The organism is Rhodococcus sp. LW-XY12, assembly GCF_019317345.1.
GTDB classification, from domain to species: domain Bacteria; phylum Actinomycetota; class Actinomycetes; order Mycobacteriales; family Mycobacteriaceae; genus Rhodococcus; species Rhodococcus pyridinivorans.
This window is the reverse complement of the sequence record NZ_CP079225.1, coordinates 3,358,738-3,372,012: the sequence shown is the minus strand read 5'-3', so window position 1 is coordinate 3,372,012 and position 13,275 is coordinate 3,358,738. Positions and strand designations below refer to the sequence as shown.

Genomic DNA, 13,275 nt, shown 5'->3' with positions numbered 1-13,275 from the left:
CGAGACAAGAGAAGCGTCGGGCTCGCCTCGGCCGGTGACAATCGAACGCGTGCCGTCGGGCGGGCGGGCAGTCGAGCAGCGGACCCGTCTGTGGGCGGTGCTCGCCGCCGTCGTGGGGATCGTCGCATCCATCGCGATGCCGTTCCTGCCCGTGACGCAGACCACTGCGACCATCGACTGGCCGCAGAGCGAGAGCAACGCAGGCATCTCGGCGCCGTTGGTGTCCTACGCACCGGTCGATCTCGACGCCACGATCGAGTGCCGGTCCGTGCGCGACGCGCTGCCGGACGGCGGCACCGTCTTCTCCACACTTCCCGCAGGAGCTCCCGACCGTGAACGCTACGGGCTGATCGCCCGTGTCCGGCCGGCCGGTGACGACGGGCCGGCGGTGTTCGAGGTGATCTCCCGCAACACACTGCTCGCCTCCGCGCCGGTGGACGACCTGGCCGGGGACTGCTCGGTCACCCTGTCCTCGAACTCGGAACGCACCGTCGCCACGATCACCGGCTCGGCCGCGGCGTCAGGGGAGCGGACCTTCGACCGAGACCTGCGGCCCCAGCTCGTCGGCATCTTCACCGACCTGCCCGGTCCCGCACTCGACGGTGTCTCGGTCACCGCGACCGTCGACACCCGCTTCACGACGTCTCCGACGGTGCTGAAGATCGTCGCGATGATCGTCGCGGTGGTCGCCACGGCACTGGCGTTGTGGACGCTGGCCCGGCTCGACCGCGCCGACGGTCGTCGCCACCGCCGCCTGTTGCCGGCGTCGTGGTGGTCGTTCACCCGCATCGACGCGCTGGTCGTCGGAACGCTGCTCGTCTGGCACGTCATCGGGGCGAACACCGCCGACGACGGTTACCAGCTCGGAATGGCTCGCGCCGCGGGCGCGGCCGGGTACATGGCGAACTACTTCCGGTGGTTCGGTGTGCCCGAGGCACCCTTCGGCACTCCCTTCTACGACGTCCTCGCCCTGATGACCCAGGTCTCGACGGCGAGCATCTGGATGCGGCTACCGGCACTGACCGCCGGAATCCTGTGCTGGTGGGTGCTCAGCCGCGAGGTCGCTCCACGTCTCGGCGTCGCACTGCGTCGCAACCGGCTTCCGCTGTGGACCGGGGCGCTGGTGTTCCTGGCGTTCTGGCTGCCGCTCAACAACGGACTGCGCCCGGAACCGATCGTCGCGACGGGCGTCGTGCTCACCTGGTGCTCGGTCGAACGCGCGATCGCCACCCGGCGTCTGCTGCCCGCGGCGGCCGCGATCCTCGTCGCCGCGCTCACCGTGACCGCGGGACCGTCGGGCATCATCTGTTTCGCTGCGCTGATCGCCGGTGCCCGCCCGATCGCCCGCATCCTCCATCGGCGTGCGCAGACCCTGGGATGGCTGCCGGTACTTACGCCGATGCTCGCGGCCGGACTGGTGATCCTGGTGCCGGTCTTCGCCGACCAGACCCTCGCGGCGGTGCTGGAGATGCAGCACGTGCACGGCGTCGGTCCGAACGTGCCGTGGTTCCAGGAGTATCTGCGCTACCAGTACCTGCTGCAGATCACCGTGGACGGCTCGCTGGCCCGCAGGTTCGCGGTCTTCACCCTGGTGTTGTGCCTGGCGGTGGCGATCGTGGCGATGCTGCGCCGCGGTGGGCACATCCCCGGCACCGCGCAGGGACCGTCCCGCCGCATCGTCGGCATCACCCTCGGCGCGCTGGTGCTGATGATGTTCGCGCCCACCAAGTGGACCCACCACTTCGGTATCTACGCCGGTCTGGCCGCCGCGGTGGCGATGCTCGCCGCCGTGGCCACCGGACCCGCGGTGTTGCGTTCGCGACGCAACCGCGCCCTGTTCGCCGCGGCGGTGTCGTTCGTGGTGACCATGTCGTTCATCGGCCCCAACGGCTGGTGGTACGTCTCGAGCTACGGGGTCCCGTGGTGGGACAAGCCGCCGTCGGTCGCCGGATTCGGTTTCTCCACCGTCTTCTTCGCCGTGACGGTCGTCGCATTGCTGCTGGCCGCGTGGTGGCACATCCACCCCGTCGCCTCCACCCGCACCGACACCCCGTCGCGGTTGTGGGCGGTGCCGCCGTTGACCGTCGCCGCCGCGGTGATGGTGCTGTTCGAGGTGCTGTCACTGGCCAAGGGCGCGATCTCGCAGTACCCGGGCTATTCGGTGGCACGGTCCAACGTCGACACGCTCACCGGCAACTCGTGTGCGCTCGCGAACGACGTGCTGCTCGAAACGGATCCGAACGCCTCGGTGCTCACCCCCATCGGCGCCGACGCGGCCTCCGCTCTCGATGCCGGGGGAGGGGACGGGTTCACGCCGGGTGGTGTCGCGCTCGATCTGACCCCGGACGACGACTCGGCCTCGGCCGGCACCGCCAACACCGTCGACACGAACGACGACCAGAGCTCGTCCGGCGGTACCGGTGGCACCGGCGGCGGTACCGGCAGAGTCGGAATCAACGGCAGCACCGTCGCATTGCCGTTCGGCCTCGATCCGGTGACCACGCCGGTGCTGGGCAGCCACGGATCGTCCCTCGGCGACGTCACGAGCGCCTGGTTCCGGCTGCCCGAGCCCGACGCGACCGGATCGCGTGGGGATCTCGTCACGATCGCCGCGGCCGGCCGGATCTTCTCCGTCGACGCCGACGGCACCGAAACCTACGGTCAGCGACTCGAACTCGAATACGGAACCACCGCTGCCGACGGCCGCGTGACCGCGCTGGGACGGGCGTTGCCGATCGACATCGGTCCGTCGCCCTCGTGGAGGAATCTGCGTGTCCCGATGGACACGCTGCCGGCCGAGGTCGACGCGGTGCGGATCGTCGCCTCCGACAACGATCTCGCGCCCGAACAGTGGCTGGCGTTCACCCCGCCGCGCGTGCCGCAGACGCAGACTTTGCAGCAGGTCGTCGGGAGCGACACACCGGTCCTGCTGGACTGGGCTGTCGGTCTCAATTTCCCGTGCCAGCGGCAGATGGTGCACCGCAACGGCATCGCCGAGATCCCCGAGTACCGGATCCTGCCGGACCGGATCGGTGCTATCTCCACGGATCTGTGGCAGGACCACAACGGTGGCGGTCCTCTCGGCTGGACCGACCAGCTGTTGCGGGCCCGCACGATCCCGTCGTATCTCGATCACGACTGGGACCGCGACTGGGGAGCGATCGAGCAGTACACACCGATCGATCCGTCGACGGAGACCGCGGAACTCGACACCGCCACGGTCACGCGCAGCGGTCTGTGGAGCCCGGGTCCGATCAACACTGCCTACTGACGGAACCAGGCCTCCGCACGCCCGGCGAGGGCCTTCCCGAGCCGCAGACGCGACGTCTCGGTGAGTGGCTCGGGGAGGTCGTCCGGCACGAACCACGCCACCTCGAGGTTCTCGTCGTCGGCAACGCGTGCGTCCCCGCCGGTCGCGCGGAGCAGGAAGCACACGTCGAGGTACTGCGCGACGTCGCCGTTGGGATAGGTGATGGGTGCGGTGACGTCGACGCTCGTCAGCCGCACGATCTCGGCGGCGACACCCGTCTCCTCGAGCACCTCCCGGACCGCGGCGACAGCCGGTTCCTCGCCGGGTTCGAGGATGCCGGACACCACGGCCCACATGCCGTTGTCGGCGCGGCGGGTGAGCAGGACGCGGTCGTCGTCGTCCGTGACTATCGCGCTCACCCCCGGCAGCCACAGGGGTGCGGTTCCTACGTGTGAGCGGAGCTGGACGACGAAATCGGGTATCGGCACGCCCTCGTTTCTATACCGGCAGGCGTGCTGCCGCCGGTCGAGCCGGCGATCAGTTCGAATATCCGTTGAGGGTGTGCGTCAGGTCGGTGAGGATCGCCCGCGCGGCGACCGGTCCGGGGGTCGACCACACGTCGTCGGTCACGGAGAACAGACGGTTGTCGCGCACGGCCCCGAGGTCGAGCCACTCGTCGGTCTGCATGTAGTCCTTGCCGGCCTCGAGCCCGTCCTCACCGGCGAAACGGACGAAGATCACATCGCCGTCCGCCGGGGCAGGGTCCTCCGTGTCGACGGCCTGCCACGGTTGTCCGTCGACGACCGCGAACCGCTGGGCCGGGGGCCGGGCAGCGCCGACGTCGCCGAGCACCTGCCCCGCGAACGACGCGGTGCCCTCCACGGTCGGGCCGTCGGCCGTGAACCGGACGATCGACGCCTGCGTCTGGGACGACACGAGCTCGCGGCCCAGATCGCGCGCGGCCGTCGCGTAGTCGTCGAGCACGCGACGTGCGGCCTCCGTGCGCCCGAGCGCCTCACCGACCCGGACGAACTGTTCCCTCCAGAAGACGGGATCGGACCCGACCAGCACGGTGGGTGCGATGCCGCTGAGGGAGGCGTAGACGTCCGGGGCGGTGGAGGAGCCGAGGATCATATCCGGCTGTGCGCGCTCGATCGCCGCGACGTCCGGGTTGCCCGCGGCACCCACGGGCGGGAGTTCGCCGATCCCGTGACCGAGATATTCCGGCCGGCCGGTGAGCTCGGCGCTCGCTCCCACGACGCGCTCCCACAGCCCCAGGGCGCACACCGCGTCGAGCGCCGCGGGGTCGAGGACGACGATCCGCTGCGGGTCGGCGGGCACATCCGACCGGCCTGCGGTGTGCAGGACCGGCCGGGTGCCGGTGGTGGGCTGTCCCGGATCGAGCGGGGAGGGGAGTGCGCACGCGGTCGACGTGTCCCGGTCGATGCCCACGACCGACGCACCGGCGATGCGGGTCGTGGTGCGCACGATCTCCGATGCGTCGTCGTCGGGAGGTGTGGAGCATCCGGCCAGGGCTGTCGTCACCGCAGCGACGGCTGCGACGAGCACTGCTCGTGACCGGTGCACGGAAAACACGTCGGACCAACTCCTGTAGGACGCTGCTCGGATCGGACGGCTCAGGCTATCCGGTCGTGTGACGGTCGACGCCGAAGGTGTCCGCGAGGTCGTCGAGGATGCGGTGCGCACCCTGGATGCTCACCGGCATCATCCACACGCTGTCGTCGACCTCGACCTTCCGTCCCTGCAGGTTCTCCCACAACGGATTGGTGACGAAGGGTTCGGCCGCCGCCTGCGCCTTGCCGTCGCCGAGGTCGTAGGTGGTGACGAAGATGACGTCCGCCTCGGCCTCGGTGATCAGTTCGGGGCTGATGGCGTTCATGATGCTCGACGGATCCGACGGATCGGGACCCTGGCTCGCGGGGCGGGCGAGACCGGCGTCCTCGAGCACGATGCCGCTGAACGAGGTGGTGCGGTACAGCCGGGCCGTCGGTTCACCGGCGAAGCGGACGATCGAGATCGTCGGGTTGCCGGCCTTTTCGTTGATGTCCGCACCGATGGCCGCGGCGCGCTCCTCGTACTCGGAGATCTTCTGCTCGGCGAGGTCCTCCTTGCCGATGGCCTGCGCGACGAGGCGGATGTTGTCCTTCCACGTCGGTCCGGTCGACTGGGAGAAGACGGTCGGGGCGATGGCGGACAGTTCCTCGTAGTTCTCTCCGTCGCGCACCTCCGCCGAGAGGATGAGGTCGGGTTCGAGCGCGGCCACCTGTTCGAGGCTCACGTCCGCGGTCTTGCCGACGGACACGGCGTCGGTCGCGTGCTGCCGCGAGTCGCCGAGATAGTCGGGGAATTCGTCGGTGCGGTAGTCGACGTACCCGACGAGAGGTGCCTCGAGGAGAAGCACGGCGTCGGAATAGCTCGTGTCGAGCGCGACGATGCGGGTCGGCTCGCTCTCGATCGTGGTGGAACCGCGGAAGTGTTCGACGGTCCGGGGGAAGCCGGCGGCCGAGTCGGACGCGGTGTCGGTGGTCGCGTCGTCGGAGGTGTCGGCCGAACTGCAGCCGGCGACGAGGAGTCCGGCGGTCAGCAGTGCTGCCGCGAACCGGGCTGGTCGGGAGGAGAGAACAGGCACGGGTCGTCCTTCTGTGATTGCGGGGGGAAGTGCACCCTAACCCGTGCTGTTCGCGCGTGGTGGGGTCACCTGCTGTCGCCCTGCGTGTGAGGTGCAGCACAAAATCCGATTGTGGTTGTCCGCTCCGCTCCAGGTAGCCTCGCGAGTCGAGTACGACAGTGAGTAGGACCCGGAGGGCGACCGTTTCGGGCAGGGTCTACGATTCGATGAGCGCAAGCCAGAGACCGTTCGCCTCCAGCCCGAGGTCGAGCGCGCATTCAGGAGGATTAGTGACTGCCGTAGCGCCCCAGCCAGTCCCAGAGATAGCTGCAGCAAGGCCGTACCCGCCGCGGCAGGGACCCAAGGGTTCGTTCATCTACAAGATGATCACGACCACAGATCCCAAGATGTTGGGGATCATGTACATGGTCACCTCGTTCGCCTTCTTCCTCATCGGCGGCCTGATGGCCCTGCTGATGCGCACCGAGCTCGCGGTCCCCGGCCTGCAGTTCCTGTCGAACGAGCAATTCAACCAGCTGTTCACCATGCACGGCACGATCATGCTGCTGATGTACGCGACGCCGGTCGTGTTCGCCTTCGCGAACTACATCCTGCCGCTGCAGATCGGCGCCCCCGACGTCGCCTTCCCGCGCCTGAACGCCTTCAGCTACTGGCTGTACCTGTTCGGCGCGACGATCGTCATGCTCGGCTTCGTCACCCCCGGCGGTGCCGCGGACTTCGGTTGGACGGCGTACACGCCGCTCACCAGTGAGATCCACTCCCCGGGTGTCGGTGCCGACTTCTGGATCCTCGGCCTCGGCGTGATGGGTCTGGGCACCATCCTCGGTGGCGTCAACTTCATCACCACCGTGGTGTGCATGCGTGCACCGGGCATGACCATGTTCCGGATGCCGATCTTCACCTGGAACATCCTGATCACCAGCCTGCTGATCCTGCTCGTGTTCCCGCTGCTGACCGCCGCCTTCATGGGCCTGTTCGTCGACCGTCACCTCGGTGGCCACATCTACGACCCCGCCACCGGCGGTGTGCTCCTGTGGCAGCACCTGTTCTGGTTCTTCGGTCACCCCGAGGTGTACGTCATCGCGCTGCCGTTCTTCGGCATCGTCTCGGAGATCTTCCCGGTCTTCTCCCGCAAGCCGATCTTCGGTTACACCGGTCTTGTCTACGCCACGATGGCCATCGCGGCGCTGTCCATCGCCGTGTGGGCGCACCACATGTACGCCACCGGCGCCGTGCTGCTGCCGTACTTCTCGTTCATGACCTTCCTGATCGCCGTCCCGACCGGTGTGAAGTTCTTCAACTGGATCGGCACGCTGTGGAAGGGCCAGATCACCTTCGAATCGCCGATGCTGTTCTCGGTCGGCTTCATCGTGACCTTCCTCTTCGGTGGTCTGACCGGTGTCATCCTCGCGAGCCCGCCGCTGGACTTCCACCTGCACGACTCGTACTTCGTGGTCGCGCACTTCCACTACGTGCTCTTCGGCACCATCGTGTTCGCGACCTACGCCGGCATCTACTTCTGGTTCCCGAAGATGACCGGACGCATGCTCGACGAGCAGCTCGGCCGCTGGCACTTCTGGCTGACCTTCATCGGCTTCCACACCACCTTCCTGGTACAGCACTGGCTCGGTAACGAGGGCATGCCCCGTCGCTACGCCGACTACCTGCCGTCCGACGGGTTCACCACCCTGAACACGATCTCCACCATCGGTGCGTTCGTGCTCGGTGCCTCGACGCTGCCGTTCCTGTGGAACGTCTTCAAGAGCTACCGCTACGGCCAGGTCGTCACGGTCGACGACCCGTGGGGTTACGGCAACTCGCTCGAATGGGCCACCAGCTGCCCGCCCCCGCGGCACAACTTCACCGAGCTGCCGCGGATCCGTTCGGAGCGTCCCGCCTTCGAGCTGCACTACCCGCACATGGTCGAGAAGATGCGCGCCGAAGCGCACGTCGGCCCGGGCAGCGACAAGCACAACGTCAACGTCCTCGAGGGTGCCGACCGTACCCCCGGCGACCATCCGCGCGCCTGAGCGCAGATCGACGATCGACCGAAGCCCCACCCGTTCACCGGGTGGGGCTTCGGCCTTTCCGTGGGTCCGGACCCGCGAACGGGAGCGGCGGTTCGCCCTGCAACAATGAACGAGCGAGCCGGTACGCGCGTGCGTCCGTGTGTACCTCGACAGACAAGCGATCGGAGACGTAGTGGCGTCTGACAGCACGGTGCTGGTGACCGTGACCGGACCTGACCATCCCGGCGTGACCTCGGTGCTCTTCGCAGCGCTGACGCGGCACGACGTCGACCTCCTCGATGTGGAACAGGTCGTGATCCGTGGCCGGCTCACCCTCGGTGTCCTCCTCGTCTGCCCGACCGATGTCGAAGCGTTGCAGGACGAGGTCGAGTCCGCGATGGCCACCATCGGCATGCACGCCGACGTCCAGATCGGGGCCGAGCGCGGCGCCCGCACCGTCTCGACCCACGCCGTCGTCGTGCTGGGCAGCCCGGTCAGTGCCAAGGCGCTGCGATCGGTGGGCCGCACCCTCGCGGCCCAGGGCGCGAACATCGATTCGATCCGCGGCATCGCCGACTACCCGCTCACCGGCCTCGAGCTGATGATCACCGCGCCCGACACCAGCGTCGAGGCCGACGCCGCGCTGCGGCACGCCCTCGTCGAACTCGCCGCGGTCCTCGACGTCGACATCGCGGTGGAGCGCGGCGGTCTCGCCCGTCGTTCCAAGCGCCTGATCGTCTTCGACGTCGACTCCACGCTCATCCAGGGCGAGGTCATCGAGATGCTCGCCGCGCACGCCGGTGTCGAGGACAAGGTCCGCGAGGTCACCGAGGCTGCGATGCGCGGTGAGATCGACTTCGCGCAGTCCCTCGAACAACGCGTCGCGACCCTCGCGGGTCTGCCGGCGACCGTGATCGACGAGGTCGCCGAGCAGCTCGAACTCACTCCCGGTGCCCGCACCACGATCCGGACGTTGCGTCGGCTCGGCTTCCGCTGCGGCGTCGTCTCGGGCGGCTTCCGTCAGGTGATCGACCCGCTCGCACACGAACTCGAACTCGACTTCGTCCGCGCCAACACGCTCGAGATCGTCGACGGCAAGCTCACCGGGCGAGTGGTCGGCGACATCGTCGACCGCGCCGCCAAGGCACGCGCCCTCCGCGAGTTCGCCGACGAGGCGGGCGTGCCGGTCGAGCAGACCGTCGCGGTCGGCGACGGTGCCAACGACATCGACATGCTCTCGGCCGCGGGCCTGGGCGTGGCGTTCAATGCCAAGCCGGCCCTGCGCGAGGTCGCCGACACCGCCCTGTCGTATCCCTACCTCGATGCGGTGCTCTTCGTCCTCGGCGTCACCCGCGAGGAGATCGAGGCGGCCGACCGCGTCGACGGAACCCTGCGCCGCGTCCCGATCGACGGCAGTGTCTGAGCTGGACCCCGACTTCGCGGACACGGCGCCCGAGCCGGTCTTCGAGGCCGCACCCGATCGGGTCTTCGACCCGGCCTCGGATCCGGGTTTCGCCGAGCGCCACGGCGTACTCACCCGCGGTTACGGGCACCGGCCCGACCCGGAGGATCCGGCGAAGGTGCAGGCGATGCCGATCGTGCTGCACATCCCCAAGGTCGATCCACCCGCCCGCAGTGCGGTGCTCGAAGCCGCCGCGATGGCCACCGTGGCACTGTGTTTCGACCCGCGGGTCGGTCCCGGCCCGGACGGCGAACCCGGTCCGTGGCAGGAACCCTTCCTCGCATGGAACGACGCGCGGATCCGGAAGGTCGCCCGCCGCGCCCGCGGAGCGCACTGGCGTGCCGCGCAGGACGTCGACGGAGTCACCGTCGACCACGCCGGTGCCCAGGCCCGGGCGTTCGTGCCCGGCCCGGTGGGGGAACTGGACCCGCGCATCTCCCGCCTGCAGATCGGTGGCACCGACCTGCCCCACGACGATCCGCCCCCACCGGCGGACGGCGTTCCGGTCCTCTGGGTGCAGAAGGACCTCGAGATGACCGTCGGCAAGGCGGCCGCGCAGGTCGGTCACGCCGCGATGCTGTTCGCGGGGGCACTGGACGTCGACACCGCACGCGCCTGGGCTTCCGACGGATTCCCGTGTGCCGTCCGCGATGCGGACGAGGCCACCTGGCGCGAGCTGCTCGCCCGCGTGGAAGCCGGCACGGCCGTCGCGGTCCGCGACGCGGGCTTCACCGAGGTGGCCCCGGGTTCGATCACCGTGATCGCGGTGCCCGGCACGGTCGACGAACGAGCCTGACCTCCACCGGCGTCGTGCCGCCGTGGATCATCCTTGCTCGATGGGTCCGTCGTCCGCGATCCAGAAGATCAGCACCGTCGGACCGTCGACCGGGTACGAACTTCCCACCCGCATCGGGGAGGTGTCCGCGGGCCTGCCGTCGGGGGCACTCGAATCGAAGACGCACACGATGTTGCCGCGATACCACTCGGGTCCGGCGAGGGTCACCGTGGCGGCGTCGCCCGAATGCAGAACGAACAGCCCGCTGCTGTCCTCGAGAGTGACGCCGGTGCGGGTCACGGTGCCGAGTTGCGAGCCGTCGACCCAGCCCTGCAGCGTGCGGCGACTGTCGTCCTGCCACGCATCCTCGTCGAGTTCGATCCCCTCGATGCCGAACCACACGAGATCGGGATAACCCACGGACCGGGCGCGGCCCTCGAAGAAGCGTCGCTGCCGCAGCACCGGGACGCGCGTGCGCAGGCGGAGCAGTTCGCGCACGTAATCCGTTCGCGCACGGTCGGCGTGCTCCCAGTCCAGCGGCCAGGCGTCGCGGACGGGGACGTCCTCGGGGACGCAGTAGGCGTTGTTGTTGCCGTTCTGCGTGTGCCCGAACTCGTCGCCGGCGAGCAGCATCGGTGTGCCCGTCGACAACAGCAGCGTCGCGAGCATCGCCCGGATGTGCCGGTCGCGGGCGGCGAGGATCTCCGGATCGTCGGTCGGCCCTTCGACCCCGTGGTTCACCGACTCGTTGTTGTTCGACCCGTCCCGGCCCTCCTCACCGTTCTCGTCGTTGTGCTTGCGCTCGTACGAGACCGCATCGGCGAGGGTGAAACCGTCGTGGGCGGTGACGAAGTTGACCGACATCCACGGCTGCCGGATGTTCCTGTCGTAGAGGTCCTCCGAACCGGTGAGCCGCGACGCCATCTCGCGGATCCCGGAACGTCCCGCCCAGTAGCGGCGGACCGTGTCGCGGTAGCGGTCGTTCCATTCGGCCCATTGCGCGCCGAAGTTCCCGAGCTGGTAACCGTGTGCGGTGGCGTCCCACGGTTCGGCGACGAGCTTGACGTCGCAGAGGACGGGATCGGTGACGATCGCGGTGAGCAGTGCCGCTCGCGGATCGAAGGCCCCACCGCGGGGACGGGCCAGCGCACTGGCGAGGTCGAAGCGGAAGCCGTCCACCCCCATCACGTCCGCCCAGTACCGGAGGCTGTCGCACACCATCCGCACGACGATCGGTGAGGACGCGTCGAGGGTGTTGCCGCACCCCGTCAGGTCGATGTCCCGTCCGTGCGCGTCGAGCAGGTAGTAGCCGGGCGCGTCGAGACCGCGCCAGGACAGACTCGGACCGTCGACCGATGCTTCGCACGTGTGGTTGTAGACGACGTCGAGCAGCACCTCGAGCCCGGCGCTGTGGAAGGCGTCGACCATCGTTCGGAACTCGGCGATCTCGTTGCCGGGCGTGACGGCGTAGGCGGGATGCGGCGCGAAGTACGAGGCGGTCGAATAGCCCCAGTGGTTGCGCATCCCCCGCGCACGCACCGACGGCTCGGTCACGAAGGCCTGCATGGGGAGCAGTTCGACCGTCGTCACTCCCAGCCCCACCAGGTGGTCGATCACCGACCGGTGGGCGAGTCCGAGATAGGTGCCGCGCAGTTCCGGCGGCACGAGCGGGTGACGGGCCGTGTACGAACCGACGTGCAGTTCGTAGACGACGGTGTTCTCCCACGGCACGCGGGGTTTGTCGTGCATGGGCGTCAGGACGGGGGTCACCACCGACAGAGGTGTGTGGCCGAGCGAGTCGGTGCTCGACATCGCACCGAACGGGTCACCCTGGTGGGGGATCAGCCGGTCCGGATCACCGACGTCGCCGACGATCCGCCGGGCCCACGGGTCGAGCAGGATCTTGTGCGGATTGGTACGCAACCCCCACTGCGGCTGCCACGGCCCGTAGGCGCGGTAGCCGTACCGTTGCCCGGCGCCGACGCCGGGGACCACCCCGTGCCAGACCCCGTAGGTGCGGTCGGGCAGGTCCACGCGGTGTTCGTTCCCGTCGTCGTCGACGAGACAGACCTGGACGCGGTCGCTGTGCGGGGCGTGGACGGCGAAGCGTGTCCCACCGTCGACCGGGGTGGGGCCGAGCGGGAAGGCGGCCCGGTCGGGGAGCGCGACCGAGTCGGACACGACAGCAGATTCGGATGCGGAGGACGACACGGGAACCGATCCTGCCGCGTTTCGGGCTCGGGCGTAAGAGAAGATGGTCCGCGTGGCACAACCTGATCCCGATTTGCTCATCGAATTCGACGACGTAGTGGTCCGACGCGGCGGGAACGTCCTCGTCGGTCCCGTGACCTGGAAGGTGGAACTCGACGAACGTTGGGTGGTTCTCGGACCCAACGGGGCAGGAAAGACCTCGCTGCTGCGGGTCGCGGCGGCCGAGACGTTCCCCACCTCCGGCACCGCGCACGTCCTCGCGGAGACGTTCGGAAAGACGGATCTGTCCGAACTACGACCCCGGATCGGATTGTCCTCCGCGGCCCTGGCCAACCGGGTGCCGAACGACGAGAAGGTCACCGATCTCGTGCTCTCCGCGGGCTACGGCGTGCTGGGCCGGTGGCGCGAGCAGTACGACGACATCGACACGAGCCGCGCGGTGGAGATGCTCGAGAGCCTCGGCGCGGAACATCTCGCCGACCGTCTGTACGGGACGCTGTCGGAGGGTGAACGCAAGCGTGCGCTCATCGCCCGGGCGCTCATGACCGACCCCGAACTGCTGCTGCTCGACGAGCCCGCGGCCGGTCTGGACCTCGGCGGTCGCGAGGAACTCGTGGCCCGGCTCGGGACGCTCGCGGCCGACCCGGATGCCCCTGCGATCGTGCTCGTCACCCATCACGTGGAGGAGATCCCGCCGGGCTTCACGCACGCGCTGCTCCTGAAGGAGGGCGGTGTGGTCGCCCAGGGCCTGCTCGACGACGTGATCACCGCCGAGAACCTCAGCGCGGCGTTCAGTCAGTCCATCTCGCTCGACAAGGTCGACGACCGGTTCTTCGCCCGCCGCACCCGCCAGGCGGGACGGCACCGCCGGTGACTCCGGGTCGGGTGGTGCCGGGACCGATCGGTTAGGTTGAGGCC

The 13,275-nt window shown here is 68.9% G+C and carries 9 protein-coding genes; 5 read left to right on the top strand and 4 right to left on the bottom strand.

Features of this window, described 5'->3' with window-relative positions; genetic code table 11:
* Positions 1 to 34 precede the first annotated feature (34 nt).
* Positions 35 to 3,271: an arabinosyltransferase domain-containing protein gene (locus KXC42_RS15700; RefSeq protein WP_219129249.1), complete on the top strand. Its 3,237-nt coding sequence runs from the start codon at positions 35 to 37 to the stop codon at positions 3,269 to 3,271.
* On the opposite strand, the gene KXC42_RS15695 is transcribed toward KXC42_RS15700, so the two are convergent.
* The 3 genes from KXC42_RS15695 to KXC42_RS15685 are packed head-to-tail and all read right to left on the bottom strand — an operon-like array spanning position 3,265 to position 5,900.
* Complete coding sequence (locus KXC42_RS15695; RefSeq protein WP_064061603.1) at positions 3,265 to 3,738, bottom strand: NUDIX domain-containing protein; 474 nt, start codon at positions 3,736 to 3,738, stop codon at positions 3,265 to 3,267. The two genes, KXC42_RS15700 and KXC42_RS15695, sit on opposite strands and share 7 nt — an antisense overlap.
* Positions 3,739 to 3,787: 49 nt before the next feature.
* Positions 3,788 to 4,846, bottom strand: coding sequence for an iron-siderophore ABC transporter substrate-binding protein (locus tag KXC42_RS15690; RefSeq protein WP_033097724.1), 1,059 nt, complete (start codon positions 4,844 to 4,846; stop codon positions 3,788 to 3,790).
* 46 nt (positions 4,847 to 4,892) lie between these two features.
* On the bottom strand, positions 4,893 to 5,900 hold the full coding sequence (locus KXC42_RS15685) for an ABC transporter substrate-binding protein (RefSeq protein WP_033097725.1): 1,008 nt from the start codon (positions 5,898 to 5,900) through the stop codon (positions 4,893 to 4,895).
* Positions 5,901 to 6,169: 269 nt separating this feature from the next.
* Between KXC42_RS15685 and ctaD the strand changes: the two genes are divergently transcribed.
* From ctaD to KXC42_RS15670, 3 genes are all read left to right on the top strand, one after another.
* Complete coding sequence (gene ctaD, locus KXC42_RS15680; protein WP_024101412.1) at positions 6,170 to 7,930, top strand: cytochrome c oxidase subunit I; 1,761 nt, start codon at positions 6,170 to 6,172, stop codon at positions 7,928 to 7,930.
* Between the two features lie 172 nt (positions 7,931 to 8,102).
* Entirely contained in the window at positions 8,103 to 9,332 is a 1,230-nt protein-coding gene (serB, locus tag KXC42_RS15675; protein WP_033097727.1) for a phosphoserine phosphatase SerB, read from the top strand.
* On the top strand, positions 9,325 to 10,167 hold the full coding sequence (locus tag KXC42_RS15670; RefSeq protein WP_006554579.1) for a peptidyl-tRNA hydrolase: 843 nt from the start codon (positions 9,325 to 9,327) through the stop codon (positions 10,165 to 10,167). Before serB ends, KXC42_RS15670 begins: the two co-directional genes overlap by 8 nt.
* 27 nt (positions 10,168 to 10,194) lie before the next feature.
* On the opposite strand, the gene glgX is transcribed toward KXC42_RS15670, so the two are convergent.
* The gene (glgX, locus tag KXC42_RS15665; RefSeq protein WP_219129248.1) at positions 10,195 to 12,327 is read right to left on the bottom strand and encodes a glycogen debranching protein GlgX; all 2,133 of its coding nucleotides are present in this window, start codon (positions 12,325 to 12,327) and stop codon (positions 10,195 to 10,197) included.
* Positions 12,328 to 12,400: 73 nt separating this feature from the next.
* Here glgX and KXC42_RS15660 point away from each other — a divergent pair, with 73 nt between their 5' ends.
* Complete coding sequence (locus KXC42_RS15660; RefSeq protein ID WP_006554577.1) at positions 12,401 to 13,231, top strand: ABC transporter ATP-binding protein; 831 nt, start codon at positions 12,401 to 12,403, stop codon at positions 13,229 to 13,231.
* Positions 13,232 to 13,275: the final 44 nt, after the last annotated feature.